The sequence below is a fragment of the Pseudorhizobium banfieldiae genome, from assembly GCF_000967425.1.
Lineage (GTDB): Bacteria > Pseudomonadota > Alphaproteobacteria > Rhizobiales > Rhizobiaceae > Neorhizobium > Neorhizobium banfieldiae.
In genome coordinates, this window is record NZ_FO082820.1 from 2,234,308 (window position 1) to 2,260,567 (window position 26,260).

Consider the following 26,260-nt stretch of genomic DNA (forward strand, 5'->3'; position numbering starts at 1 on the left):
TCAACAGTCAATGTTATTGATGCGACCGCCAAGAATGTTGATGGCAGATGGGAACCAATCCTGCACGAACACCGAACGGAAACGCCTCGCAAGTGGCCGGCGGCTTACAGATCGGCTGAGAAGGTGTCGCAGGCGTTGACATCACCGCTCTCGAAACCGCGACCGAACCATTCCATCCGCTGCGCGGAAGTGCCATGGTTGAAGCTCTCCGGCACCACATAGCCCTGGCTGCGCTTCTGCAGTGTATCGTCGCCGATCTGCTGCGCGGCATTGAGGGCCTCCTCGAGGTCACCCTGTTCCAGCAGGCCCCTCTGGTCCGTGAACTTGGCCCAGACGCCGGCAAAGCAGTCAGCCTGCAACTCCACGCGAACCGACATGCGATTGGCCTCGACTTCGCTCATCCGCTGCCGGGCCTGGTTGAAGCGCGGCAGCACACCTATGAGGTTCTGAACGTGGTGACCGACTTCATGGGCGATCACGTAGGCTTCCGCAAAATCGCCTGCTGCACCGAACTTCTGCTTGAGCTCTTGGAAGAAGGAGGTGTCGAGATAGACCTTCTCGTCGCCGGGGCAGTAAAAGGGCCCCGTGGCGGCGGACGCAAAGCCACAGGCAGACTGCACCTGGCCCGAGAACAGCACCAGGGTCGGTTCGCGGTAATTCTCGCCGCTCGCCTGGAAGATGCCGTTCCAGGTATCCTCGGTCTCGGCAAGCACAGTTCGGATGAATGCCGCCGTTTCGTCGTCAGCCGGAGCGCTGCTGGTCTGTTGCTCGTAGCCACCGCCATCGAGGCCGATATCGCCGCCTGAGAGCAATGTCAGCGGGTTGATGCCGAGGATCCACGAGATGATCAGGATCAGGATGATGCCGCCGATGCCGATGCCGCCACCGGCCCGGCGAACGCCACCACGCCCGGCGGGGATGCGCAGGCCGCCACGCCCGAACGGGCTACGCCCTCCGGCTCCGCGCCGATCCTCGACATTGCTCGACTGGCGGCGACCTCTCCATTCCATCTCACGCTCTCCTCAGGCTCTTGAGGACCGTACAACGCGGCGAAGGCAAAGATGATCCAGTCCCCTGTTACCTACCGTTCTAGGCAACCCGCAGGGCGCTCTTTCCCGGCAGGAAGATCGTCAGGAGCCCGAGCGCCGGCAGGAATGCACAAATGGTATAGACCGTGGAGAGGCCATAGCTGTCGGCGAGCACGCCGAGAAGCGCTGCGGCGATGCCGCCGACACCAAAGGCGATGCCGAAGAAAATGCCGGCGATCATGCCCACCCGCCCCGGAACGAGCTCCTGCGCCATTACGACAATGGCGGGGAAGGAGGAGGCCATGAGAAAGCCGATGATTGCCGAGAGAAGGATCGTCATCGGCAGGCTGGCGAAGGGCATCGCAAGCGTAAAAGGCAGCACCCCGAGGATCGAGATCCAGATTACCACCTTCGACCCGAACCGGTCGCCGACCTGCCCGCCAACGACGGTGCCCAGCGCAATCGAACCGAGGAACACGAAGAGCATGATCTGCGACTGCTGCACGGTGACCCCGAAGCGTTCGATCACGAAGAAGGTGTAGTAACTGCTGATCGAGGCCATGTAGGCGTTCTTCGAGAAGGTCAGGATCGTCAGCACCACGAGCGCGATCACCACGGCGCGTCTGGGAAGACTGTGGGCGTGAAGCGCCTTCTTGCGTCCCTTGCTGGCGAGCATGTGTGCCTTGTACCAGCGCGCGATCCAGGTGAGCACAATGATGCCGAGCAGTGCGATGCCGGAAAACCAGGCGACACTGCCCTGCCCGTTCGGGACGATCAGGAAAGCCGCAAGCAGGGGCCCGATCGACTGGCCGAAGTTGCCGCCCACCTGAAAGGTCGCCTGGGCAAAGCCATAGCGGCCGCCGGCGGCGAGACGGGCGACGCGGGATGCCTCCGGGTGGAAGACGGCGGAGCCGATCCCAACCATGGCCGCGGCAAGCACGAGGATCACGTAGGTATGGGATCCGGCCAGCAGCAGCAGGCCGAGAAAGGTCGAGCCCATACCGATGGGCAGCGAATAGGGATAAGGCTTCTTGTCTGTGATCGTGCCGATGATCGGCTGCAGCAGCGACGCGGTGCACTGGAAGGCAAGCGTCAGCAGGCCGATCTGCCAGAATTCGAGATTGAAGTCGGCCTTCAGCATCGGGTAGATCGCGGAAATCATCGACTGCATGATGTCGTTGAGCATGTGGCAGAAGCTCGTCGCCAGGATGATCGGCAGAACGGTCTTCTCGGCCACGGCGGTCGCTGGCGTGCCGATCGGCTGAGAGGTGGCATCGACCATGAAGTCTTCTCCATGCAGTACGCGGCTGCGTCGCCATGCCGCGGAAAACTGCAGGTCTATTCTTGCGGATTCGTCCTGTCCATGCCAATGAACGGGCTCGCAGTACGGCTGTATGCAATTCCTCTTTCCTAGCGCATTTTGGGCGCCATCAATTCCTGTCGATTTGGCAAATTATGGGGTTCCGTTCGCTTCGACATTTGCCTATAAGCCGCGTCTAGCCTCAAAAGACCAAGCTCATGCGCCCGGCCGGTGAACCTTCCACCTTGGCCGGTTTTTCGCGCAGCCAGGAAACGGAAAGAAGCTATGCCCAAGCGCCAAGACATCAAATCGATCCTCATCATCGGCGCAGGCCCGATCGTCATCGGCCAGGCATGTGAGTTCGACTATTCCGGCACCCAGGCCTGCAAGGCGCTGCGCGAGGAAGGCTACCGGGTGATCCTGGTCAACTCTAACCCGGCGACCATCATGACCGATCCGGGCCTCGCCGACGCGACCTATGTCGAGCCGATCACGCCCGAAGTCGTCGCCAAGATCATCGCCAAGGAGCGTCCCGATGCACTCCTGCCGACCATGGGCGGCCAGACGGCCCTGAACACGGCGCTCTCGCTGAAGCGCATGGGCGTCCTCGACCGCTACAATGTCGAGATGATCGGCGCCAAGCCGGAAGCCATCGACAAGGCCGAGGACCGTGCCCTCTTCCGCGAGGCGATGGCGAAGATCGGGCTCGAGACGCCGAAGTCGATGCTCGCCAATGCGACGGAGATCAAGGAAAAGGATCGCAACGCGCACGAAGCGGAACGCGCGAAGCTGCGTGCAAGCCTTTCCGGTGACGCGCTGGACAAGGCGCTCGACGAACTCGAGAACCAGTGGAACCTCGGCGAGACCGATCGCAAGCAGCGCTACATGAGCCATGCCATGGCGATCGCCGCCCAGGCAATCGATGTGGTCGGTCTGCCGGCTATCATTCGTCCCTCCTTCACGCTCGGCGGCACTGGCGGTGGCATCGCCTACAACCGCTCCGAATTCTTCGAGATCGTCGGATCCGGCCTCGACGCCTCGCCCACAACCGAGGTCCTGATCGAGGAGTCGGTGCTCGGCTGGAAGGAGTATGAGATGGAGGTGATCCGCGACAAGGCGGACAACTGCATCATCATCTGCTCGATCGAGAATATCGACCCGATGGGCGTCCACACGGGCGACTCCATCACTGTTGCGCCGGCACTGACGCTGACGGACAAGGAATACCAGATCATGCGCAACGCCTCGATTGCGGTGCTGCGCGAGATCGGTGTGGAAACTGGCGGCTCCAACGTGCAGTTCGCCGTCAACCCGAAGGACGGTCGTCTCGTCGTCATCGAGATGAACCCGCGCGTCTCGCGCTCCTCGGCACTGGCCTCCAAGGCCACCGGCTTCCCCATCGCCAAGGTCGCGGCCAAGCTCGCCGTCGGCTACACGCTGGACGAGCTGGAAAACGACATCACCGGCGGTGCCACGCCTGCCTCCTTCGAGCCGTCGATCGACTACGTCGTCACCAAAATCCCGCGCTTTGCCTTCGAAAAGTTTCCCGGTGCAGAGCCGACGCTGACCACCGCCATGAAGTCGGTCGGCGAGGTCATGGCGATCGGCCGGACATTCGCTGAGTCGCTGCAGAAGGCGCTTCGCGGCCTGGAGACCGGCCTCACGGGCCTCGACGAGATCGAGATCCCCGGCCTGGAAGATGGCGAAAACGCCAACAACGCCATCCGTGCCGCCATCGGCACCCCTACCCCGGATCGTCTGCGCATGGTCGTCCAGGCGCTGCGCATGGGCATGTCCGAAGCCGACGTCCACGAAGGCTGCAAGATCGATCCTTGGTTCATCAGCCAGTTCAAGGCGATCGTCGACATGGAAGCGCGCGTGCGCGAGCACGGCCTGCCGACCGACGCCGAGAACCTGCGCATGCTGAAGGCCATGGGCTTCTCCGACGCCCGCCTTGCGAGCCTTTCCGGCAAGCGTCCGAAGGAAGTTGCCGAACTGCGTAACGGTCTGAACGTGCGCCCGGTGTTCAAGCGGATCGACACCTGCGCCGCCGAATTCGCCTCGCCCACCGCCTACATGTACTCCACCTACGAGACCCCCTTCGTCGGCTCGCTCCGTTCCGAAGCGCAGGTTTCCGACCGCAAGAAGGTGGTCATCCTCGGCGGCGGCCCGAACCGCATCGGTCAGGGCATCGAGTTCGACTACTGCTGCTGCCACGCCGCCTTCGCTCTGAAGGACGCCGGTTTCGAAGCGATCATGATCAACTGCAATCCGGAAACGGTCTCTACCGACTACGATACCTCCGACCGCCTCTATTTCGAACCCTTGACGGCGGAAGACGTGATCGAGATCCTGCGTGCCGAGCAGGAAAAGGGCGAAGTCGTCGGCGTCATCGTCCAGTTCGGCGGCCAGACCCCGCTGAAGCTTGCAGAAGCGCTGGAAAAGAACGGCATCCCGATCCTCGGCACGGCGCCCGACATGATCGATCTTGCCGAAGATCGCGATCGCTTCCAGAAGCTCCTGATGAAGCTCGACCTCATGCAGCCGAACAATGGCATCGCCTATTCGGTCGAGCAGGCGCGCCTGGTGGCGGGCGAGATCGGCTTCCCGCTGGTCGTGCGCCCGTCCTATGTCCTCGGCGGTCGCGCCATGCAGATCATCCACTCCGAATCCATGCTTCAGACCTACCTGCTCGACACCGTACCGGGCCTCGTTCCCGAAGACATCAAGCAGCGCTACCCGAACGACAAGACCGGCCAGATCAACACCCTGCTCGGCAAGAACCCGCTGCTCTTCGACAGCTATCTAACCAATGCCGTTGAAGTCGATGTCGATGCGCTGTGCGACGGCGAGAGCGTCTTCGTCTCCGGCATCATGGAGCACATCGAGGAAGCCGGCATCCACTCCGGCGACTCGGCCTGCTCGCTGCCGGTCCGCTCACTGTCCAAGGAGACGGTGGACGAGCTGGAACGCCAGACGACGGCGCTTGCCAAGGCGCTCAACGTCGGCGGCCTGATGAACGTGCAGTACGCGATCAAGGATGGTACGATCTACGTGCTGGAGGTTAACCCGCGCGCCTCGCGGACCGTGCCTTTCGTCGCCAAGACCATCGGCGCGCCGATCGCCAAGATCGCTGCGCGCATCATGGCCGGCGAAAAGCTGGACGCAGCGATCGGCGCCTACGGGGCCAAGCCCGACCCGCGCAACCTGAAGCATATCGCCGTCAAGGAAGCCGTCTTCCCGTTTGCCCGTTTCCCCGGCGTCGACACGCTTCTCGGGCCGGAAATGCGCTCCACCGGTGAAGTCATCGGTCTCGACACCGACTTTGCGCTCGCCTTTGCCAAGAGCCAGCTCGGCGCCGGCGTCGAACTCCCGCGCGAAGGCACGGTCTTCGTCTCAGTCCGCGACGAGGACAAGCAGCGCGTCCTGCCGGCGATCCGCATCCTGACGGAAATTGGCTTCAAGGTTCTAGCGACCGGCGGCACCTGCCGCTTTCTGGCCGAACAGGGCATCTCCGCAACGAAGATCAACAAGGTCTTGGAAGGACGTCCGCACATCGAGGATGCGATCCGCAATCGGCAGGTCCAGCTCGTCATCAACACGACGGACGGCAACAAGGCGATTTCCGACTCCAAATCGCTGCGTCGGGCAACGCTGATGCAGAAGGTGCCCTACTACACCACCATGGCCGGTGCCGAAGCAGCTGCCATGGCGATCCGGGCGCTGAAGGCCGGCAACCTCGAAGTTCGCCCCCTGCAGAGCTACTTCTAACCAGCATCCAGGAACCGGTCGGCCGATATTGACCGGTTTCTTTTTCTGCTGTATTTAGCCTTTCAGTTAATTAACCGGATGGCTAACCATGGCCGATGCCCTTTCGCAGACATTCGCCGCCCTTGCCGACCCCACGCGCCGCGCCATCCTCGCGCGGCTGGCAAGGGGAGAGGCGACCGTGAACGAGCTGGCCGGACCCTTCGACATGAGCCTACCCGCCGTTTCCAAACACCTGAAGGTTCTGGAGAGAGCAAAGCTGATCTCCCGCAGCCGCACGGCACAGTGGCGCCCTTGCCGGCTGGAGCCCGAGACGCTGAAGACCGTCGATGGCTGGCTGGGCGACTACCGCTCCCTCTGGGAACACAGGCTGGATCGGCTCGAGGGTTATCTCGCGACTTTGAAGACGGAAGAGAAGGAAGAGCAAAAATGACGGAGAAGATGGAGATCCTCAACGACCGCCTGTTCGAGGTCGACCCGCCTACCCTCTTCGACGCTTTCGCAGACCCGGAGAAGCTCACGCAATGGTGGGGGCCGCACGGCTTCACCAACCGGATCGACCAGTTCGACTTTCGCCCCGGCGGTGACTGGCGCATCACCATGACGGCGTCGAACGGCACCGACTTCGACAACCACTCGACATTCCAAGAAGTCGTGCCCACTGAGCGGATCGTCTTCCTGCATCACCTCCCCATGCACGTCTACACCATGGAGATGCGGTTCGTCGGCGAAAGCGGCGGCACCCGGCTCCACTGGCGCATGCTCTTCGAGCCGACCGAAGAAAACCTGCAGCTCAAGAAGTTCATTGCCGCCGCGAACGAGCAGAATTTCGACCGCCTCCAAGACCTCCTCCAACAGCTGAACGAAGGACGCTGACATGACGACAGTACGAGACAGCAACAGGATCATTGAGGTAGACCGACTCATCTCCGCCCCGCCGGAGCTCGTCTTCAAGATGCTGACGGAGGCAAGACACCTCGATCAATGGTGGGGCCCTGATGGCTTCAGGACTGAAACGCACGAGATGGACTTTTCCGTCGGCGGGGTCTGGCGTTACACGATGCATGGCCCGGACAAGGACTGGCCGAACTGGATCCGCTACAAGGAGATCACCCCGCCCGGCCGAATTGCCTATGACCATGGAGCCGAGATCGGAGAGCCCGCCTGGTTCGAAGGAACCATCACGCTGACCTCCGAAGGCGAAGGAACCCGCATCGCGATCACCCTCATCTTCCCCACACCGGAAGCACGCGAAGAATCGATGAAGTTCGGCGCGGTCGAAGGCGGCAGGCAGACACTGGCGCGGCTCGACGCCTATGTCACGGCACCGCTGACACAAGCCTGAGCGATGGGGGGCGCTTGCCAGATCTGACACTTGTCAAGCGCCCCGTTTCGATAAAATCTCCGCCGGTTTTTCGGGGAGAACAACGATGGCGGCACCTGTTGAAACGCCTCAGCATGCAGGCAGGCGCGAATGGATCGGCCTGTCCGTCCTTTCGATCGCCTGCCTGATCTATTCCATGGATCTGTCAGTGCTGTTTCTGGCGGTGCCTGCAATCGTCGCCGATCTTGATCCGTCGGCGGCGCAACTCCTGTGGATCAATGACATCTACGGTTTCATGGTCGCAGGCTTCCTAATGACCATGGGAACCCTCGGCGACCGTATCGGCCGGCGGCGGGTCCTGTTGATCGGAGCGTTCGCCTTCGGCGTCGCGTCGGCCCTCGCCGCCTTTTCGCAGACAGCCGGACAACTGATCGCCTCACGAGCGCTGTTGGGTATCGCCGGAGCTACGATCGCTCCCTCAACCCTCTCGCTGATCGTCAACCTCTTCCGCAATGAAGCGGAGCGAAACAGGGCCATCGGCATCTGGGGCACGGCGTTCGCATTGGGAGGTCTCGTCGGCCCGCTGATCGGTGGATTGCTGCTTCAATACTTCCACTGGGGTGCGGTCTTTCTCATCAACATTCCGGTCATGCTGGTGCTCCTGGCGGTCGCTCCGTTCCTGCTGCCGGAGTACAAGAGCGACGACGCCGGCCGCCTCGATCTCGTGAGCGTGCTGCTGTCGCTGGCGACGGTTCTGCCTGTGATCTACGGCATCAAGCACATGGCCGCCGACGGGTTCGAGCTCATCCAGCTGCTGTATCTTGCCGTCGGGCTTTTCTTCGGCACCGTCTTCATTCGGCGCCAGAAGCGGCTTTCCCATCCCCTGATTGACCTCGCCCTGTTCCGAAATCCCGCCTTCAATGCCTCTCTGCTGGTCAATCTCGCCGGCATCTTCTTTGTCTTCGGCGTCTTCCTGTTCCAGAACCTGTTCCTTCAGCTCGTGCTCGGGCTCTCGCCCCTGAGGGCCGCCCTCTGGTCCGCACCGTCAGCCCTGGTGTTCACGATCATGTCCTTGCAGGCCTACCGCTTCACAAACCACTTCGGCCCGATCAGGACCGTGCTCGGCGGGCCGGTGGTGAATGCGATCGGCACGGCGGCCATGGCCGTCGCAGCCTATTCGGAGAGCCTGCTCGGCATCCTCGGCGCCAGCATGATCATCGGCCTCGGCTTCGTTCCCGTCATCCTGACGACGACCGGTCTGATCGTCGGCACGGCGCCGCCGGAACGGGCGGGCTCGGCCTCGGCGATCTCGGAAACAAGCGCCGAGTTTGGCGGAGCGCTCGGCGTCGCCCTCCTCGGTAGCCTGGCAACGCTCGTCTACCGGACGGCGATGAACGGCACCGATCTCAGGGGGCTCAACGCCCAGCAGGCGGAAGCAGTGTCGGAGACCCTCGCCGGTGCAGTGGAGACTGCCCAGCAGCTTCCAATCTCGGCCTCGGCCATCTGGCTCCCGGCGGCAAAGAGCGGCTTCGCGCTGGGCTTCTCGCTCTGTTGCATCGTCGCCACCGCCACCTTGCTTCTCCTCGCCTTGCTTGCCCGCCGCGTCTATGCCGCAGCCCGGATCGACGAGAGCGCTTTGGCATCCCACTGAACCAGGCACAGCTCAACCGGCTCATGCAAAGCCTGCCGCAAGCGTTTGAACGGACTCCATATCCTGACGGAAGCGGATCATCTCCTTCGCCTTCAAGTCTGGATCCGGAATGCGCAGCAGATAGGACGGGTGGACGGTCACGAAGAGGATCTGTCCATCCTCCATGGTCAGCGGCTTGCCTCGGACATCCGCGAGCTTCTGCTTCTCGTCCGTCAGTGCAAAATAGGCCGTCGCTCCCATGGCGACGATCAGTTTCGGCTGCACGAGATCAAGCTCCTGCTTCAGCCACCAGCGGCATTGCTGGATCTCGCCTTGGTTCGGCTTCTGGTGGATGCGTCGCTTGCCACGCGCCTCGTACTTGAAGTGCTTCACCGCGTTGGTGACGTACAGAAAACGCCGATCAAGGCCCACCTCCTGCAGGACGTCATTGAACACCTTCCCCGCCGGCCCGACGAACGGCCTGCCGGCAAGATCCTCCTGGTCGCCTGGCTGCTCCCCAACGACCATCACCTTCGCCTGCTCCGGCCCCTGCCCGAATACGGTCTGCGTTGCCATGCAGTGGAGCGGGCAACGGGTGCAGTGTCGCGCCTCTTGCCTGACCGCCTCCAGTGTTCCCGCAGGAGCCGTTGCAACCGGCGGCACGCTTTCCGCGGCAGCCTGAAGCCGATGGTGAAACGGCAGGGGCTCACTTGCAGCCTTTGCCGCCATCTCCAGCACATTGCGCTCGGCATTGGCGATAAGACCCGGAATAAGCTCCGCCTCAGGCAGGTTCTTCCAGTATTTCTTCGGCATCTCCGCCGTCATCGCCTTCACCTTCAATCGAGCAGGATTGAAGATGGATGCATAATAGGTCCGCCACAGATCATCCGTCTCGTCCTTGAGATGCGGCTTCTCCGCAGGCTCGGTCGTCGTGCGCAATGTCTCGCCATCCCAGGACGCCGATCCCTTGGGCGTCGCGATCAGCCAGTCCATGTCGTTGAACCGGCGTTGGAAGAAGGGTGCGACCCGCTCGACGATGAAATGATCCGGCTCGAACCAGGCGACGAAGCGCCGCCGTCCGGCGGTTCCCGGTGGCAGCGGCAATTCCTTGAAACGCACAAAGGCCGTCATCTTGTGATAGTCACGCCCGACGGACTTCGCCATCTGCCGTGCTTCCACCACATCGACATCGGCCGCCATTGCCAGTGTGTATCGGTCGCGCGCCAACCGGGCGAGGAGCCTGTAGAGCAGCGCGAAACGTCGCGGATCACTGTGGCAGACGACCGCGCCCGCTAGTTTAAGGAAATCGGGCGGCACCGAAATAGCTTTGCCCTGCACGCTCGGCGGCAGCACATTCTGCGGCTCGTCGGCAAAGAGGCCGCCCGTCGCGTCCGGCGTCTGCCAGACAACCTTATCCGGGTCCACACCGGCCTGGAGAAGCGGGCGCGCAGCCTCTCGCCACTCGCCAAGATCGCCCCTGCCCTCCAGCGTGACGGTATACATCAGAGCAGCGACAACTGTTCCGGCTTCGGCTCGAACATCGCCCGCAGATCCGGCCGGTCGACGAGGCGGTGCGGCGTCCAGCCGTCGACGGTGATGAAGGGCCGCACCCTCTTCAGCGACACGCCGAGCCGCTTCAGGTCGTCCAGCCGCAGCCGCGAAAACCGGCGCGCCGAGAGGATTGCCTTCACCGTCTTGGTGCCGAGCCCCGGCACTCGCAGCAGCATTTCCCGGTCGGCACGATTGATATCAACCGGAAACCGGTGGCGATGCCCCAGCGCCCAGGCGAGCTTCGGATCGAGATCCAGATCGAGCATACCGTCTGCGCGCGCCGACGTGATCTCGCCGATATCGAACCCATAGAACCGGTAAAGCCAATCCGCTTGGTAGAGCCGATGCTCGCGCATCAGCGGCGGCTTGATTAGCGGAAGGTTCTTCGATGAATCCGGAATGGGGCTGAAGGCGGAATAGTAGACGCGCTTCAGGCCATAGCTTCCATAGAGCCGCGCGCTCGTTCCGAGGATCGTTGCGTCATTGGCGCCGTCCGCGCCGACGATCATCTGTGTGCTCTGTCCGGCAGGAGCAAAACGGCGCTTTCGCTTCGTCTGCAGCGTCGGCTCGCTCATTTCCTCTATCTTGAGCCGCAGTTCGCCCATAGAGCGACGAATGCCATCCGGCTGCTTTTCCGGCGCATATCGGGTAATGCCGGCATCGGTCGGCAGTTCGATGTTGAGCGACAGCCGGTCTGCGTAGAGCCCCGCCTCCTCGATCAGATGAGGAGAGGCCTCTGGAATGGACTTGAGATGAATATAGCCCCGGAAGTTGTGAGTCGCTCTCAGTTCCCGGGCGATCCGCACCATCTCCTCCATCGTGTGGTCGGAGGAGCGGATGATGCCCGACGAAAGAAAAAGCCCTTCGATATAGTTGCGACGGTAGAACTCCAGCGTCAGCCAGATCACCTCCTCCACCGAGAACCGCGCCCGCTCCACATTGCTGGACGAGCGGTTGATGCAATAGGCGCAGTTATAGATGCAGAAGTTCGTGAGCAGGATCTTCAGGAGCGAGATGCAGCGACCGTCGGGTGCATAGGCATGGCAGATACCCGATCCTTCCGTGGACCCCAATCCGCCGGAAGCCTCCGAGCTGCGCTTGGCGGTACCGCTGGAGGCGCAGGATGCGTCATATTTGGCGGCGTCGGAGAGAATGACCAATCGTTCTTTTAGCGACTTCTTCATTAGTGCGTTCACTATATGTTCTTTTAAGTCGGGTCAAGGGACCGGTCGCAACTCCGCCGGGACCTTGAAACCGGCGCAACCCGCCCCATCTCGAAATTGCTGGAACTTTCGCGATGATCTCTGTTATAGTTCCAGAAATTCTGATGTGTGGATGGTTCCGAAGTTTCACTCCGGAACCTGTTTCTTTTTGTGGCCGCGACGAGCGCGGTTGCATCGTGAAGGGCAAGGAAATGGTCGAAAAGGTACCGATGACGCAGAATGGCTTCACCCAGCTGCAAGAAGAACTGCGCTGGCGCCAGCAGGAAGAGCGTCCCCGCATCATCGAGGCGATCGCAGAGGCACGCGCTCATGGCGATCTCTCGGAGAATGCGGAGTACCATGCGGCCAAGGAAGCTCAGAGCCATAACGAGGGCCGGATTACCGAGCTGGAGGATCTTATCGCGCGGGCCGAAGTAATCGATCTGACGAAGATGTCTGGCTCGAAGATCAAGTTCGGCGCCACCGTCAAGCTCGTTGACGAAGACACCGACGAGGAAAAGACCTACCAGATCGTCGGCGACCAGGAGGCCGACGTGAAGGCGGGGCGGATTTCCGTTTCCTCGCCGATAGCCCGTGCCATGATCGGCAAGGAAGCCGGCGACTCGATCGAGGTCAATGCGCCCGGTGGCTCCAAGGGCTACGAGATCCTCTCCGTCAGCTGGGGCTGACGCCCCCTTGAGCTCGCTGAGAGACATCACCGTGATCGCGCCGCACTTTAAGCGGCGCTTGTCCGGGGTGACGTCGACCGTAGTCCAGCTCGTGCCCGAACAGGTGCGGCTCGGCCGCGGCATTGTCACGCTGGGGCCGGGACTTCCCGACAGCCTGCCGAAGATGCGATGGGCGCAACTGCCGGAGCTCTGGAAACGCCCCGCGGGCGGGCGCAGTCGCATCTGGCACGCCCGGCGCAACAGTGAAATGCTGCCCGGCATCCTCATGCGATCCGTCCTGCGCATGCCGCTGAAGCTCCTCTTCACCTCCGCGGCACAACGCAATCACTCCCGCTATACGAAATGGCTCATCCGCCAGATGGATGCGGTGGTCGCGACCAGCGCCCGCTCCGGCTCCTTCCTGGAAGTTCCCCATACCGTCATCCGGCACGGCATCGACCTTGAGGTTTTCCATCCTCCTCAGGATCTGGACGATACGATCGGCGCGACCGGCTTGCCGGGCCGCTTCCTCGTTGGTTGCTTCGGACGTGTTCGCCACCAGAAGGGGACTGATCTCTTCGTCCGCGCGATGATCGAACTCCTGCCGCAGCACCCCGACTGGACAGCCGTCGTCTGCGGGCGGGTTACGGCCGAGCACCAGGTGTTCGGGGACGAGTTGAAGCGCGCTGTCGCCGAAGCCGGCCTGTCGGACCGCATCCGTTTCCTGGGCGAAGTCGACGACATCAAGCCATGGTATCGCCGCCTGACGCTCTATGTCGCCCCCTCCCGCAACGAAGGCTTCGGGCTCACTCCGCTGGAAGCCATGGCTTCGCAGACCGCCGTCGTGGCGAGCGATGCCGGAGCCTATGCAGAGCAGATCGTCGCCGGCGAGACGGGAGCGATTGTGCCTGCCGGAAACTACGACGCGTTGCGCGATGCGATCGAACCTTATCTGGCCGACCCAGCCCTCGCGGAAGAGCATGGGCGCAAGGGACTGGAGCATGTTCGCGCAAGTTTTGCACTTCGTGGAGAAGCCGAGGCGCTTGAGAGGGTTTACAGCGCAATGATCAATCTCTAACCGACTGGTTACCTAATCCGTCCCTCAGTCTCCCGTCGGCATCCTATGGCCTCTTCCAATCCCGATGATCCTGTCAACGTCATCTGCATGAAGTGGGGGACCCTTTATGGTCCCGACTACGTGAACAATCTCTTCAACGGCGTCACTAGGCACCTTCGGCGCCCACACCGCTTCGTCTGCTTCACCGACGATGCAAGCGGACTGAACCCCGAGATCGATGTACAGCCCCTGCCGCTTCTACAGATGCGTCAGGGCGAAACGGACCTTCGCTGGCGGAAGCTCTCCATCTTGGCCGCCGATCTGGCCGGACTTGCAGGTCCCACGCTTTTCCTCGACCTGGACCTTGTCATCATCGACGACATCGACCCGTTTTTCGACCTTGAAGGGCAGTTCTTCATCATTCGCGACGACGACCTGTTCCGCTCGAAGCCGCTGAGGAAGATAAACCCAAGCCGTAACCGCTTCCTCGCGATGGTGGGCAACAGCTCGGTCTTCCGATTCGAATTCGGAAAACATGCGCACATTCTGGACGACTACCTAGCCGATCCCGGACAGGCCGCCGTCGAATTCGAGCATGAGCAGCAATTCCTTAGCGACCGCGTCTTCAAGGACGGGGAGCTACGCTACTGGCCGGCGCAATGGTGCGTTAGCTTCAAGAATGCTTGCGTGCCTCGCTACCTGAAGAGCTTTTTTGCCAATCCCGCTCCCCCGTCAGGCGCACGTATCATTGTGTTCGCCGGCAATCCGAAGATGAGCGAGGTGTTGGCCGGTGGCGGGCAGAAGTGGTATCGCCGTATCGGCAACGTGGACTGGCTGCGGCGAGCCTGGATGTCGGATAGCGTCTAACCCGAGACGATGAGACCGCGTCCCGCGGGAGTGAAAGGTTAATGCCCAGAAAAAAGACCCGGTTTGAAAGCTTCTTCTCGTTTACGCGTCATCAACGCAGATGGGGTGGGCGCAAGCATTCGGATCTACCCGAAGACCTTGAGCAACTGAAATCTATGCTGGTCGAGTCTGATAATAGAACGCCCGAAATGGGCCAGATCAAGTCACTCGACAAGCATATGGACAACCTGCGCATCCAATTCGCCGGAAAACCTGAACTTCTTTTCCATCATGCCAAGTTGATCGTGTTGGTCCGCCGCGAATTTGACACCCACGAGAATTATCGGCGTTTCCGGGCTCTTTGGGAGCGGGAAAGCGCCTTTCTTCGCGAGCGATCGGATCTGAGATGGCTGGTATCAGCTGCCGACACCTTTGCTGATCACGACGAAGATCCTCTCACGCGGGCTACTGCCATGATGACATCCCTTCTCGTCAACACGATCAAGGTCTGCGAGACCGACCGGTTCATTCACGGTGGGGAGAGCACAGTACAGAAAGAGCGCATCAAGCGGGTCAATAATGGCTATCGCGCGTTGTTCGACGGGTTAACGTTCATCAACGTCGGCATTGATGATACGCTTCGCAACATGCGCTGGAGGCTAGAACCTTACTTCGCTCACGGTCCCGCAGGCGAGTTGGCCGCCGAGGTATTTGCGCGTCTTCAGGAACACGACACCGCCTATAGCCGGCTACGGGCCCTCCATCACCGCCAAAGAAACGCTTGGTGGGATTGAAGTCCCACCCCGAAGGACGTCTTACACTTCCACCAGCCCCAACTGCTTCACCTGGCGGATGGTCAGCATGGTGCGAACCGTATCGACGTGCTCATCCGCCGTCAGCTCCTCGATCACGAAGTTCTGAAATACGGTCAGATTTTGGGCCGTGCAGCGCAGCAGGAAATCGCTGTCGCCGGACACCATCCAGGCCTCGCGCACGATCGGCCAGGCCTCCACACGCTTCGCGAAGGATTTGAGGTCGGCATCGGCCTGCCGTTTCAGGCCGACCATGCAGAAGGCGACGAGATCGAAGCCGAGCTTCGGCCCGTTGAGCAGTGCGTGATAGCCCTCGATCACCCCGCCCTCTTCAAGCTTGCGTACCCGCCGGAGACAAGGCGGGGCGGATATCCCCACCCGTTCGGCCAGCTCCACATTGGTCATCCGTCCGTCGCGTTGAAGTTCGCGCAATATCTTGATGTCGATGGCGTCCAGGTCGGCGCGAAGCACGGTCATCCCCTTCGTTTTCCCGAAGCTTTTAGTCGAAAGCCGCTTGAACGCAAGAATGTGCGCAGGCATATCCGCTCCGTCGTGCCAACTGATCTGTTGTTAACGCAAGGCTGCCCTTGATGTAGCGCATGGATCACCCTTAAATGGCAGTAAGAGCGGCAGATTGGCATCGGCCTCCTTATATGAGGAAGCGCGACCGCGCGACGATCGGCCCGCTGAAAGGAAATTCGATGTCTGCCCGCCATACTGAAGTACTCATCATCGGCTCCGGCCCTGCCGGCTATACGGCCGCCATCTACGCGGCGCGCGCCATGCTGAAACCCGTCCTGATCGCCGGGATGGAACAGGGCGGCCAACTGATGATCACGACCGATGTCGAGAACTATCCCGGCTTTGCTGACCCGATCCAGGGACCTTGGTTGATGGAGCAGATGCTCAATCAGGCAGTCCATGTCGGCGCCGAGATCGTCAACGACCTCGTTACCGAAGTTGAACTCGCTCGCCGTCCCTTTACGGTCAGCACTGATTCGGGCGCCATCTGGACGGCCGACACGCTGATCATTGCAACGGGCGCGAAGGCGAAGTGGCTGGGCATCGAAAGCGAGCAGCGCTTCCAAGGCTTCGGCGTCTCCGCCTGTGCAACCTGCGACGGCTTCTTCTACCGCAACAAGGACGTCATCGTCGTCGGCGGCGGCAATTCTGCGGTCGAGGAAGCCCTCTACCTCTCCAATATCGCCAGGACGGTGACCGTCGTTCATCGCCGCGACAGCTTCCGCTCCGAGAAGATCCTGGCGGAACGCCTGTCCCAGCGACCGAACGTGAAGGTACTGTGGAACACGGAAATCGCCGAGATTACCGGCGAGCCGGCCAAGCCTCCGATGCCGCCTTCGGTCAATGGCGTAAGGCTGCGCGACACGCGAACCGGCGAAGTGAGCGAACACGCAATCGACGGTGTCTTCATCGCAATCGGCCACGCGCCGGCGACTGAACTGTTCAAGGACACGCTCCGGATGAAGCCGAACGGCTATCTCTGGACGGCGCCGGATTCGACCGCCACCAGCGTTCCAGGCGTCTTTGCAGCGGGCGACGTCACCGACGACACGTTCCGGCAGGCCATCACGGCCGCGGGGCTGGGATGCATGGCCGCGCTCGAGGCGGAACGCTATCTTGCCGGCATCCAGCCGATCGTTCAGGCCGCGGAGTGACCGGATAGCATGGGGGTACCTCTCGACTGGGACAAGCTGAGGATATTTCACGCAGCGGCTGAGGCAGGCTCCTTCACCCATGCCGCCGACAAGCTGCATCTGTCCCAGTCGGCCATCAGCCGCCAGGTCAGCGCGCTGGAGCAGGATGTCGGCGTCAAACTCTTTCACCGCCATGCGCGCGGTCTCATCCTGACCGAGCAGGGCGAGCTCCTCTACAGGACGGCCCACGACGTCCTGCTGAAGCTCGAGACGGTCAAGATGCAACTGACGGAGACGACGGAAAAGCCGTCGGGCAAGCTCCGCGTCACCACCACCGTCGGTCTGGGCCAAGGCTGGCTGACGGACAAGGTCCAGGAGTTCCTGCAGCTCTATCCGGAAATGTCGATTCAGCTCCTCCTCGACAACGAGGAACTCGACGTCAACATGCGCCATGCCGACTGCGCCATTCGCTTGCGCCAGCCGCAGCAGTCCGACCTCATTCAGCGCAAGCTGTTCACGGTGCACATGCATGTCTATGCCGCGCCCTCCTACATCAATCGCTTCGGGGAGCCCCACACGATCGAAGACCTCGACAATCACCGCATCATCACTTTCGGTGAGCCTGCTCCTAACTACCTCCTCGACGTGAACTGGCTGGAAAACGCTGGGCGGTCCTCCGACAACCCGCGGGCACCTCACCTGCAGATCAACAGTCAGACATCGATCAAGAGAGCCTGCCTACTGGGGATCGGCATCGCCGTCCTGCCGGACTATATCGTCGGCCGCGATCCCGGGCTCATCCAGTTGCCGCTCGCGGCCGACATCCCCTCCTTCGATACCTATTTCTGCTATCCGGACGAGATGAAGAACGCCGCCAAGCTGAAGGTCTTCCGCGACTTCATCGTCACCAAGGCGAGGAACTGGAACTTTTGAGAGGTTGTACTGGGCAGATGCCCAAGTCCTGCGCATGCTGCATGGCTGGCCTGCAGTTTTGACCATTGTTCAGTGCACAAAAAACCACCATATCGCACACAGCTGATGCACATGGTGGCTTTCCTCCCAGTTCCACCGCAGCAGCTGTTCCCCTCTGGAGGTTTTTTGACCTTCACACTTATAGGGCCCTGGAGCGATCCGGTGGCCCTTTTTTTTGTCTTGATGCTGGCCCGGCTCTTGCCGATCGGGGCGAGCCCCCTTATTGCGACGGGTTGGCTGGACACGGCAACCTAAAGTTGCCGCTTCAGCTGTTCCCCTCTGGAGGTTTGACCTTCACACCTCGGGCCTGGAGTTTTCTCCCGGCCCTCTTTTTTGCCTCTTAAAATCGGAATAATGCGATCTATATATCGTTTATGGACGATATAAGCTCGATTGATCACGTCGATATCCTGAAGGTCTTGGCCCATCCCACGCGGCTGGAATTCCTAAACTGGATGCGTGAGCCCGAGAAGCATTTCACCTCCCAGCTTCATCCACTGGAGATGGGCATCTGTTCGCAGCAGTTCGAGAAGCGCTGTGGTCTTTCGCAATCGACAGTCTCGGCCCATCTGGCCGCCCTCGCCCGGGCTGGTCTGGTGGAGATCAGCCGTGTCGGCCAATGGTCCTTCTATCGCCGCAACGAGCCAGCGATCCAGGCTTTCCTCTCTGAGCTAAAAGACAGGCTCTGATTACCTCACAGCATCCTCCCAAGGAAAGGACTTCCATGACCAATCTCTTCGACCCTATCAGGATCGGTGACATCGATGTCGCCAACCGTATCGCCATGGCACCGCTCACCCGGAACCGCTCCCCGCAGGCGATCCCCAACGACCTGAATGCCACGTATTACGAACAACGCGCCACTGCCGGTCTTATCATCAGCGAAGGCACCCCCGTCAGCCAGCAGGGCCAAGGCTACGCCGACGTACCTGGCCTCTACCTCCCGCAGGCGGTCGAAGGCTGGAAGAAGGTCACTGAGGGCGTCCATCAAAAGGGCGGCAAGATTGTCGCCCAGCTTTGGCACGTCGGCCGTGTCTCGCATGTCTCCCTACAGCCGAACGGCGGCCTGCCTGTCGCACCGTCTGCTGTCCCCGCCAAGTCCAAGACCTATGTCATCAACGAGGACGGCACCGGCGCCTTCGTCGAGACGTCGGAACCGCGGGCCCTGGAGACCCCCGAAATCCCGAGCATTGTCGATGATTTCCGCAAGGCGGCTCGTGCCGCGATCGAGGCCGGCTTCGATGGTGTCGAGATCCACGGCGCCAATGGCTACCTGATCGACCAGTTCCTCAAAACCGGCGCCAACGAGCGCTCCGATGACTACGGTGGGTCGATCGAGAACCGCTCCCGCTTCCTGCTGGAAGTCGTCGATTCCGTGGCTGCGGAAATCGGCGCCGGCCGCACCGGCATTCGTCTTTCGCCGACGACGCCCGCCAACGGGATTTCGGACAAGAACCCCCAGCCGCTGTTCAACTATGTCGCCGAGCAATTGGCCAAGCGCAACCTGTCCTTCATCCATGTCATCGAGGGAGCGACCGGTGGTGAGCGCGGCTTCCAGTACGAAGGAACTGCATTCGACTACGACGCCTTCCGCAACGCCTATCGCGAGGCCGGCGGCAAGGCAGGCTGGATGGTAAATAATGGCTACGATCGGAATGCGGCGATGGAGGCTGTCGCCAGCGGCCGCGCCGATCTCGTCTCCTTCGGGCGTCTGTTCATCGCCAATCCCGACCTGGTCGAACGCTTCCGCTCCGGCACCCCGCTCAACACGCCCGATCGCGATACCTTCTACGGTGGAGGCGCAAAGGGCTACACCGACTACCCCTCGCTCGAAGCGGCCTGATCTTCAGAGGGGTGCCTTCGGCGCCCCTCTTCCCCGGGCAAGCCATTGTCCCTCAATAGCCTGCACGATCGGTGCCACTTGGTTCGGGACAGAATGTCCGCCTGAAAAGTCCGCGATCAAGCCTGACGCTGCTCGTCCTCGCCGTCGACTACCTCTGCCTCGGGACGATCGCCGCCGTCACTGTACTCGGTGTGCCAAACGCCGTTCTCGTCCTGCCAGCTGATTTCTTCCGGCTCGCCACCGACCTGCTGCTCCGCTGCCACGATGCGGGCCGCCTGCAGGGCATCGGAATGCGTGGCGAACGTCTCGGAATAGACGTCACCGAGACGATAGGCCCAGCCACCATCATGCTGGACGACCTTGTAGACAACCTTGGTCATGCTTCTCACGTCCTTTCTTTCGCCCGTCGCGCGGGGAACGCCCCGGCGCATCAGGTTCTGAGAAAGTGTCGTTGGCGCCGCGAGGTTCCAGTGCGGGGAGAAATATGACATCAAACCGGCAAGGCCGCAAACCACCCCCGACCAGACTTGATGCGCCGCTCCGGCACCATAGATAGCTGCACAGACTGAGGAACAGCCAGTGGCGCCTGCATCGATTCTGAAACAGGAAAGGCTTCTGCCGGTCGCGGCAGCGATTGCGGTCCTTTTCTTCTTCACCGAACATTCGCTGCTGGAGATGGGGCAGACGGCTGCACTCATTGCCTCAGCCGCGCTGATCGCCGTCATCGTCCTTGCGTCGACTCGCGTCGCCCACCACGCCGAGGTCCTGGCCCGCAAGGTAGGCGACCCCTATGGCACGATGATCCTGACGCTGTCGGCCGTGGCCGTCGAGGTCTTGATCCTCGCAATCATGATGCGTAGCGCATCGTCGCCGACCCTCGTCCGCGACACGATCTACGCAGCGGTGATGCTGGACATCAACGGCATCCTCGGGCTCGCTGCGCTGCTGGGAGGGCTGCGGCACGGCGAGCAGTCCTATAATGACGATTCCAGTCGCACCTATAGCGTGATGATCCTCACCGCGATGGGCATCTCCATGGTGGTACCGGAGTTCGTCCCGCGCGATCGCTGGCATCTGTACTCCGCCTTCACCATTGGCGCCATGGTGGCTCTTTACGCCCTCTTCCTGCGCATGCAGGTTGGCACCCATAGTTATTTCTTCAGCTATAGCTATCCGACGACCCATCGACGGGCCGCTGCGAACGGAGCCGTCCGGCGTGCCGACGAAGAGCCAAAGCACGATCCGGCCGAGGAATCCGCTGCCGTCTCCATCGGCGTGATCCTCGTCGGCGTCATCATCATCGGCGTGCTCGCAGAGTTCATGTCCACCCTCCTCAACGCCGGACTGGAGGGAACCGGCGCCCCGCCCGCAATGATGGCGGTGGTCGTGGCGACGATCTCGGCAGCGCCGGAAATCCTGACCGCGCTACGCGCTGCGCTCCGAAACCAGATGCAGGCGGTGGTCAACATCGCCCTCGGAGCGTCGCTCTCCACCGTCATCCTGACGGTCCCGGTGATGGAGGCGATCGCCCTCTATACCGGCCAACCCTTCCTGATGGCGATGACCCCGGTTCAGACCGTCATGGTCGCCATCACCCTGATCGCGGTGGCCATCAACCTGAACGACGGCCAGACCAATGCCATCGAGGGCATGACCCATTTCGTCCTCTTCGCAACCTTCGTGATGCTGACCATCCTGGGCCTGTGAGACCCTCGCCGCACGTCGCGATCACCGGTCCTCATTGCATCCTGCGATAAACATAACTTGATGGTCGCGTGTTCAACGGCTTGGCCATGACGCCCTAGATGAGGTCCACAACCGGAAGTCTCGCATCCCGGGAACCTGTCATAGAAAGGAGATCAATCATGAACCGTCTGCTCGTGCTTCTGTCCGGAACCATGCTCACTGCGGCATTGTTGTCGGTGCCAGCCTTGGCACAAGAAGGTGCAGCACCAGCCACCGGGAACGAGAACACGCAAAGCGGAGAACCGGTCGAGACGAAGCCCGCCAACGCACCCGACCAGCAGCCCGCATTTGCCGGTCAGACGCGGGCGCCACAACCAGCCGAGACTGTCGAGATCGAGACGGAGGTTGTCGCCCAAGACTTGCCTCATCTCTGGGCAATGGAATTCCTTCCGGACGGACGAATGCTCGTCAACGCGAAGCAAGGCGCCATGCACATCGTCTCCGCCGAAGGCGAAGCCGGGCCTGCACTGGAAGGCGTCCCTGAGGTCCTCTCCGATGGGCAGGGGGGCCTTCTGGATGTCGCGCTCGCGCCTGACTTCGAATCGTCCGGCATGATCTTCTTCTCCTTCTCCGAACAGCGGGACCACGGCAACGGGACATCGGTCGCCTCGGCCAAGCTGGTCACGGACGATCAGGGCGGCGGAACGCTCGAGGACGTCCAGGTGATCTTCCGGCAGACGCCGAGTTATGACGGCAACAAGCACTTTGGTTCGCGGCTGGTGTTCGGCCCGAACGACGAGCTCTATGTCACGGTCGGCGAGCGGTCCGATCCCGAGCCGCGGGTTCAGGCCCAGGATCTCTCCAGCGGCCTTGGCAAGATCTTCCGGATCGACAGGAATGGAGAGCCGCTGCCCGACAATCCCTTCGTCGGCCAGGAGAATGCCCAGCCCGAGATTTGGAGCCTCGGTCATCGCAACCTTCAGTCGGCGACACTGGATGGGCAGGGTCGTCTCTGGACCGTCGAGCATGGTCCCCGCGGTGGTGACGAGCTGAACCGGCCCGAGCCCGGCAAGAATTACGGCTGGCCCGAAGTGACCTACGGTCTCGAGTACAGCGGCGACCCCGTCGGTGAAGGCATTACCCAGCAGGCAGAGACCGAACAGCCGGTCTATTACTGGGATCCGGTCATCGCCCCTTCCGGCATGGCCTACTACGATGGCGACGCCATTCCGGAATGGCAGGGCGCGTTCCTCATAGGCGGTCTGGTGTCACAGGGTATCGTCGTGGTCCATATGGACGGTGACCGCGTGCAGTACGAGGAGCGAGTTCCTCTCAATGCCCGCATCCGGGACGTCAAGGTGGGACCGGACGGTGCGGTCTATGCGGTCACCGAGCAACGCGGCGGCGGCGGGTCGACGATCGTCAAGCTCACCAAGGCAGGCTGATGAAAAAAGGGGCCCGCCGGCTTGCCGGCGGGCCCCTTTCAAGAAGTCGCATCTTGCTTAGCGGCAGGCCGCGCAGAAGCGCTGGATCCGCTTGCAGGCTTCCTCCAGTTCCTCCTCGGAGGTCGCGTAGGAGATGCGGAAGTTGGGGCCAAGGCCGAATGCCGAACCATGCACGACGGCCACGCCCTCGGCTTCCAGAAGCTCGGACACGAAATCCTCGTCGGTCTCGATCACCTTGCCGGACGGAGCGGTCTTGCCGATCAGGCCGGCGCAGGACGGGTAGACGTAGAAGGCGCCTTCCGGCGTCGGGCACTTGATACCGGTCGCCTGGTTGAGCATCGAGACGACGAGATCACGGCGCCCTTCGAAGATCCTCTTGTTCTTCGCCACGAAATCCTGCGGCCCGTTCAACGCTTCGACGGCTGCCCACTGGGCAATCGAGCAGGGGCCGGACGTCTGCTGGCCCTGGATCATGTCCATCGCCTTGATGAGCTCCAGCGGTCCGGCGGCATAGCCGATGCGCCAGCCGGTCATGGCATAGGCCTTCGAGACACCGTTCATCGTCAGCGTCCGGCCGTAGAGCTTCGGCTCCACTTCGACCGGCGTTGCGAACTTGAAGTCGCCGAAGGTCAGGTGCTCGTACATGTCGTCTGTCAGGACCCAGACCTGCGGATGCTTCAGGAGAACGTCGGTCAGCGCCTTCAGCTCGCTAGCGCTGTAGGCCGCACCCGACGGGTTCGAAGGCGAGTTGAAGAGGAACCACTTGGTCTTAGGCGTGATGACCTTTTCGAGTTCTTCGGCCGTCAGCTTGAAATTGTTCTCCTGCTTCGTCGTGACGAAGACCGGGGTACCGCCGCACAGGGCAACCATCTCGGGATAGGAAACCCAATAGGGCGCCGGAATGACCACTTCATCGCCGGGATTAAGGGTGGCCATGAAGGCGTTGAAAAGAATCTGCTTTCCGCCCGTTCCGACGATCGTCTGCTCCGGCTTGTAGTCCAGGCCGTTCTCGCGCTTGAACTTCTCGGCGATCGCCTTGCGCAATTCCGGAATACCGGAGACCGGCGTGTACTTCGTCTCGCCCCGGCTGATCGCGTCGATCGCTGCTTTCTTGACGTTATCCGGCGTATCGAAATCTGGCTCACCGGCACCCAGGCCGATGACATCGCGGCCCTTTGCCTTCAACTCGCGAGCTTTCTGGGAGACGGCAATGGTAGCAGATGGCTTTACGCGAGAAAGTGCGTCGGCAAGAAAGGCCATGATTTCAAGTCCTGGAAAGTCGGTTGAACACTGCGGGACCGCGCACCGGAACCGCCGAAAGTTGTATGTCGAATGTGGGACCGGGTTTCAAGCCGAAAGCGAGCATCGCTTAGCCGCTGTGATCCAGCATTTGCCGACCTTCGAACAATTGCGCTTCGTCTGCCCAAAATCCGCCCTTCTTCCATCGCCTCCTGTGTCAGGTGTGGAGCGCGATGGAGACGGACGATGTTCCTCGACGAAAAGAGGGTAGCTCGTAGGTTCGCATTCTTGCGTTCGCCGTTTTCGATCGCCATCGCGGCGCTGGCAGCCTGTGTCGCCATGATGCTGGTCCTCATTGAGGGCCCCATGGGCGCTAGCGAACTGCCGGTTACATTCTCCGTCGTTCAGGCCTTTCGTCCGATCTCGGCCGTGCTCGACCCCCGCCTGGCCTTCATCGTCACCATCGGTGGCTTTCTGCTGATGGCGGGCGGAGGCTTCATCCTCTCGCGGCGCAGCTTCCGCGACGTCTTGAAGGCCGAGAACGAGCGCGGGCGCGACTAAAGCGGAGCCCACCTCCCTCACCTGCCCTTGATGCGCAACGCCGCCGCTGCTAGGCATCGCGTCCACGCCAGCGTCACCCCTCACCCAGCCGACTACGCTCCATGACCCGCATCCAAGCGAACCTTGTTCTGTTGCTCGCCGCCGCGATCTGGGGCGGCGGATTCGTGGCGCAGTCCACCGCCATGGACAATATCCAGCCCTTCTGGTTTGTCGGCCTGCGCTTCGCCATTGCCGCCCTCGCCGTGCTGCCCTTTGCCTGGCTCGAAAGCCGCAAGGCCACCACCCAACTGGGCCGCCGGGACTGGCTTGCTTTCGTAGCGGTCGGCCTCGCCCTCTTCGGCGGCGCGATCACGCAGCAGATCGGGCTTCTCACCACGACCGTTACCAACTCCAGCTTCCTCACTGGTCTATACGTCGTCTTCGTCCCGCTGATCTCCGTCATCGTCCTGCGACGCTACCCGCACTGGATCATCTGGCCTGCAGCGGCCATGTCGCTTACAGGCATCTTCCTGATGAGCGGCGGACAACTGACGAACCTCACGCCAGGCGACTACCTGACGATCGTCTGCGCATTCTTCTGGGCCGTGCAGATCATTCTTGCCGGGCTTTTCGTCACCTCCACCGGGCGGCCGCTGGCGCTCGCCTTTGCGCAATTCGCCACCTGCTCGGTGCTCGCGCTGTCATTCGCAGTCCCGACAGAGACCATCGGCTGGGAGGTCATACGGGCGTCGGCTGCCGAAATCCTGTATGTTGGCTTAATCTCGTCCGGCCTGGCATTCGTGCTGCAGGTCATTGGCCAGCGCTATACGACCGCACCGCAGGCCGCCATCTTCCTGTCGAGCGAAGCCTTGTTCGGCAGCTTCCTCGGGGCGCTCCTGCTGGGGGAAATACTGCCGCCGATCGGCTATGTCGGCTGTGCCATCATCTTCACGACCATGCTCCTGGTGGAACTGGTGCCGGAACTCACCCGTCGCAGATCCCGAAGCGTCACCAGTTGAACGCCCATTACTGCCTCGCAGCTAACCGCCATTGACAAAATCTCTGCACCACCAGGCGGACTGTTTAGAGCAACAGAACAGGTCAGGTCTCTACTTCAGTTTCACTGCGAAATCTCGCATTGTCCGGAGTATACAACGCACCGACTCAGCCCCTTCCGGTGACGCAAAACTTTTTCTTGCCAATTCCCAAGAAACACAGCACTCTGTGCAAGTTCGGGCAATTTACGAGCATGGGAAGACCTATAATAATGCGATCCGAAGGCGTCAAAACTTCGGGCGGACTTCTGGGGACGGAATCAAAATTCACCAGCCAGATAACCGCGGTAACGACAGGGACCCTTTCTTAAAGCTGCCTGCCGCCCGCCCTTCGGGGCGTTTCTGTGATGCTGTCCGCCGCTGAACACGGACAGGAAGAAAAGGACCTGATGCATGGCCGAGACTGGCACTGTAAAATTCTTCAATACCGACAAGGGCTTCGGCTTCATTAAGCCAGACAATGGTGGCGCCGATATCTTCGTTCACATCTCTGCTGTACAGGCTTCCGGCCTGTCCGGTCTTTCGGAAAATCAGAAAGTAAGCTTCGACACGGAACCGGATCGTCGTGGCAAGGGACCCAAGGCGGTCAACCTGCAGATCTCCGGTTAAGCCCGGAAGGCTTTCCATTCGAGTTGAGGC

At 61.4% G+C, this 26,260-nt stretch carries 25 protein-coding genes; 18 read left to right on the forward strand and 7 right to left on the reverse strand.

Annotation, left to right across the window (positions count from 1 at the left end; all coding sequences use genetic code 11):
- Positions 1–104: 104 nt before the first annotated feature.
- Together ypfJ and NT26_RS10930 are read right to left on the reverse strand one after the other, a co-directional pair.
- Positions 105–1,010, reverse strand: coding sequence for a KPN_02809 family neutral zinc metallopeptidase (gene ypfJ / locus NT26_RS10925; RefSeq protein WP_052638853.1), 906 nt, complete (start codon positions 1,008–1,010; stop codon positions 105–107).
- Positions 1,011–1,089: 79 nt separating this feature from the next.
- Entirely contained in the window at positions 1,090–2,310 is a 1,221-nt protein-coding gene (locus tag NT26_RS10930) for an MFS transporter (protein ID WP_052638854.1), read from the reverse strand.
- A gap of 303 nt (positions 2,311–2,613) precedes the next feature.
- Here NT26_RS10930 and carB point away from each other — a divergent pair, with 303 nt between their 5' ends.
- The 5 genes from carB (at position 2,614) to NT26_RS10955 (ending at position 9,071) form a co-directional block, all read left to right on the forward strand.
- Positions 2,614–6,099: a carbamoyl-phosphate synthase large subunit gene (gene carB / locus NT26_RS10935; protein WP_052638855.1), complete on the forward strand. Its 3,486-nt coding sequence runs from the start codon at positions 2,614–2,616 to the stop codon at positions 6,097–6,099.
- Positions 6,100–6,187: 88 nt separating this feature from the next.
- The gene (locus NT26_RS10940; protein ID WP_052638856.1) at positions 6,188–6,529 is read left to right on the forward strand and encodes an ArsR/SmtB family transcription factor; all 342 of its coding nucleotides are present in this window, start codon (positions 6,188–6,190) and stop codon (positions 6,527–6,529) included.
- Positions 6,526–6,972, forward strand: coding sequence for an SRPBCC domain-containing protein (locus tag NT26_RS10945; protein WP_052638857.1), 447 nt, complete (start codon positions 6,526–6,528; stop codon positions 6,970–6,972). The genes NT26_RS10940 and NT26_RS10945 overlap by 4 nt, the downstream gene beginning before the upstream one ends.
- Before the next feature lies 1 nt (position 6,973).
- Positions 6,974–7,441 carry an SRPBCC domain-containing protein gene (locus NT26_RS10950; protein WP_052638858.1) on the forward strand — a complete coding sequence of 156 codons (468 nt, stop codon included), beginning with the start codon at positions 6,974–6,976 and terminating at the stop codon, positions 7,439–7,441.
- Between the two features lie 85 nt (positions 7,442–7,526).
- The gene (locus NT26_RS10955; RefSeq protein WP_052638859.1) at positions 7,527–9,071 is read left to right on the forward strand and encodes an MFS transporter; all 1,545 of its coding nucleotides are present in this window, start codon (positions 7,527–7,529) and stop codon (positions 9,069–9,071) included.
- 21 nt (positions 9,072–9,092) lie between these two features.
- Here the strand turns inward: NT26_RS10955 and NT26_RS10960 are convergent, their stop codons facing one another.
- Positions 9,093–10,553, reverse strand: a complete 1,461-nt coding sequence (locus tag NT26_RS10960; RefSeq protein ID WP_052638860.1) for a UdgX family uracil-DNA binding protein — start codon at positions 10,551–10,553, stop codon at positions 9,093–9,095.
- Complete coding sequence (locus NT26_RS10965) at positions 10,553–11,785, reverse strand: putative DNA modification/repair radical SAM protein (protein ID WP_052638861.1); 1,233 nt, start codon at positions 11,783–11,785, stop codon at positions 10,553–10,555. Before NT26_RS10965 ends, NT26_RS10960 begins: the two co-directional genes overlap by 1 nt.
- A gap of 230 nt (positions 11,786–12,015) precedes the next feature.
- On the opposite strand from NT26_RS10965, the gene greA reads away from it, so the two are divergent.
- The 4 genes from greA (at position 12,016) to NT26_RS10985 (ending at position 15,168) form a co-directional block, all read left to right on the forward strand.
- Complete coding sequence (greA, locus tag NT26_RS10970; RefSeq protein ID WP_052638862.1) at positions 12,016–12,492, forward strand: transcription elongation factor GreA; 477 nt, start codon at positions 12,016–12,018, stop codon at positions 12,490–12,492.
- 16 nt (positions 12,493–12,508) lie between these two features.
- Positions 12,509–13,549: a glycosyltransferase family 4 protein gene (locus tag NT26_RS10975; RefSeq protein ID WP_052642060.1), complete on the forward strand. Its 1,041-nt coding sequence runs from the start codon at positions 12,509–12,511 to the stop codon at positions 13,547–13,549.
- Between the two features lie 87 nt (positions 13,550–13,636).
- Positions 13,637–14,395 carry a hypothetical protein gene (locus NT26_RS10980; RefSeq protein WP_244467604.1) on the forward strand — a complete coding sequence of 253 codons (759 nt, stop codon included), beginning with the start codon at positions 13,637–13,639 and terminating at the stop codon, positions 14,393–14,395.
- 41 nt (positions 14,396–14,436) lie between these two features.
- The gene (locus NT26_RS10985; RefSeq protein WP_065814530.1) at positions 14,437–15,168 is read left to right on the forward strand and encodes a hypothetical protein; all 732 of its coding nucleotides are present in this window, start codon (positions 14,437–14,439) and stop codon (positions 15,166–15,168) included.
- Positions 15,169–15,189: 21 nt separating this feature from the next.
- On the opposite strand, the gene NT26_RS10990 is transcribed toward NT26_RS10985, so the two are convergent.
- Entirely contained in the window at positions 15,190–15,657 is a 468-nt protein-coding gene (locus tag NT26_RS10990) for an Lrp/AsnC family transcriptional regulator (RefSeq protein ID WP_052642064.1), read from the reverse strand.
- Between the two features lie 230 nt (positions 15,658–15,887).
- Between NT26_RS10990 and trxB the strand changes: the two genes are divergently transcribed.
- The 4 genes from trxB (at position 15,888) to NT26_RS11015 (ending at position 19,656) form a co-directional block, all read left to right on the forward strand.
- On the forward strand, positions 15,888–16,862 hold the full coding sequence (trxB, locus tag NT26_RS10995) for a thioredoxin-disulfide reductase (RefSeq protein ID WP_052638864.1): 975 nt from the start codon (positions 15,888–15,890) through the stop codon (positions 16,860–16,862).
- A 9-nt stretch (positions 16,863–16,871) separates the two neighbouring features.
- The gene (locus NT26_RS11000) at positions 16,872–17,774 is read left to right on the forward strand and encodes a LysR family transcriptional regulator VtlR (protein ID WP_052638865.1); all 903 of its coding nucleotides are present in this window, start codon (positions 16,872–16,874) and stop codon (positions 17,772–17,774) included.
- A gap of 413 nt (positions 17,775–18,187) precedes the next feature.
- Positions 18,188–18,502, forward strand: a complete 315-nt coding sequence (locus tag NT26_RS11010; protein WP_425287708.1) for an ArsR/SmtB family transcription factor — start codon at positions 18,188–18,190, stop codon at positions 18,500–18,502.
- 35 nt (positions 18,503–18,537) lie between these two features.
- On the forward strand, positions 18,538–19,656 hold the full coding sequence (locus tag NT26_RS11015) for an alkene reductase (RefSeq protein WP_052638867.1): 1,119 nt from the start codon (positions 18,538–18,540) through the stop codon (positions 19,654–19,656).
- A gap of 116 nt (positions 19,657–19,772) precedes the next feature.
- On the opposite strand, the gene NT26_RS11020 is transcribed toward NT26_RS11015, so the two are convergent.
- Positions 19,773–20,036: a DUF2188 domain-containing protein gene (locus tag NT26_RS11020; protein ID WP_052642066.1), complete on the reverse strand. Its 264-nt coding sequence runs from the start codon at positions 20,034–20,036 to the stop codon at positions 19,773–19,775.
- Positions 20,037–20,235: 199 nt separating this feature from the next.
- On the opposite strand from NT26_RS11020, the gene NT26_RS11025 reads away from it, so the two are divergent.
- Positions 20,236–21,363: a calcium:cation antiporter gene (locus NT26_RS11025; protein WP_052638868.1), complete on the forward strand. Its 1,128-nt coding sequence runs from the start codon at positions 20,236–20,238 to the stop codon at positions 21,361–21,363.
- A gap of 158 nt (positions 21,364–21,521) precedes the next feature.
- Entirely contained in the window at positions 21,522–22,787 is a 1,266-nt protein-coding gene (locus NT26_RS11030; RefSeq protein WP_052638869.1) for a PQQ-dependent sugar dehydrogenase, read from the forward strand.
- Positions 22,788–22,844: 57 nt separating this feature from the next.
- Here NT26_RS11030 and NT26_RS11035 read toward each other — a convergent pair whose 3' ends face one another.
- Positions 22,845–24,047, reverse strand: a complete 1,203-nt coding sequence (locus tag NT26_RS11035; RefSeq protein WP_052638870.1) for a pyridoxal phosphate-dependent aminotransferase — start codon at positions 24,045–24,047, stop codon at positions 22,845–22,847.
- 225 nt (positions 24,048–24,272) lie between these two features.
- Between NT26_RS11035 and NT26_RS11040 the strand changes: the two genes are divergently transcribed.
- The 3 genes from NT26_RS11040 to NT26_RS11050 all read left to right on the forward strand — a co-directional run bounded on the left by NT26_RS11040 (position 24,273) and on the right by NT26_RS11050 (position 26,230).
- On the forward strand, positions 24,273–24,587 hold the full coding sequence (locus tag NT26_RS11040) for a hypothetical protein (protein WP_052638871.1): 315 nt from the start codon (positions 24,273–24,275) through the stop codon (positions 24,585–24,587).
- Between the two features lie 101 nt (positions 24,588–24,688).
- On the forward strand, positions 24,689–25,585 hold the full coding sequence (locus tag NT26_RS11045; RefSeq protein WP_052638872.1) for a DMT family transporter: 897 nt from the start codon (positions 24,689–24,691) through the stop codon (positions 25,583–25,585).
- Between the two features lie 429 nt (positions 25,586–26,014).
- The gene (locus NT26_RS11050) at positions 26,015–26,230 is read left to right on the forward strand and encodes a cold-shock protein (RefSeq protein ID WP_046633016.1); all 216 of its coding nucleotides are present in this window, start codon (positions 26,015–26,017) and stop codon (positions 26,228–26,230) included.
- Positions 26,231–26,260 lie beyond the last annotated feature (30 nt).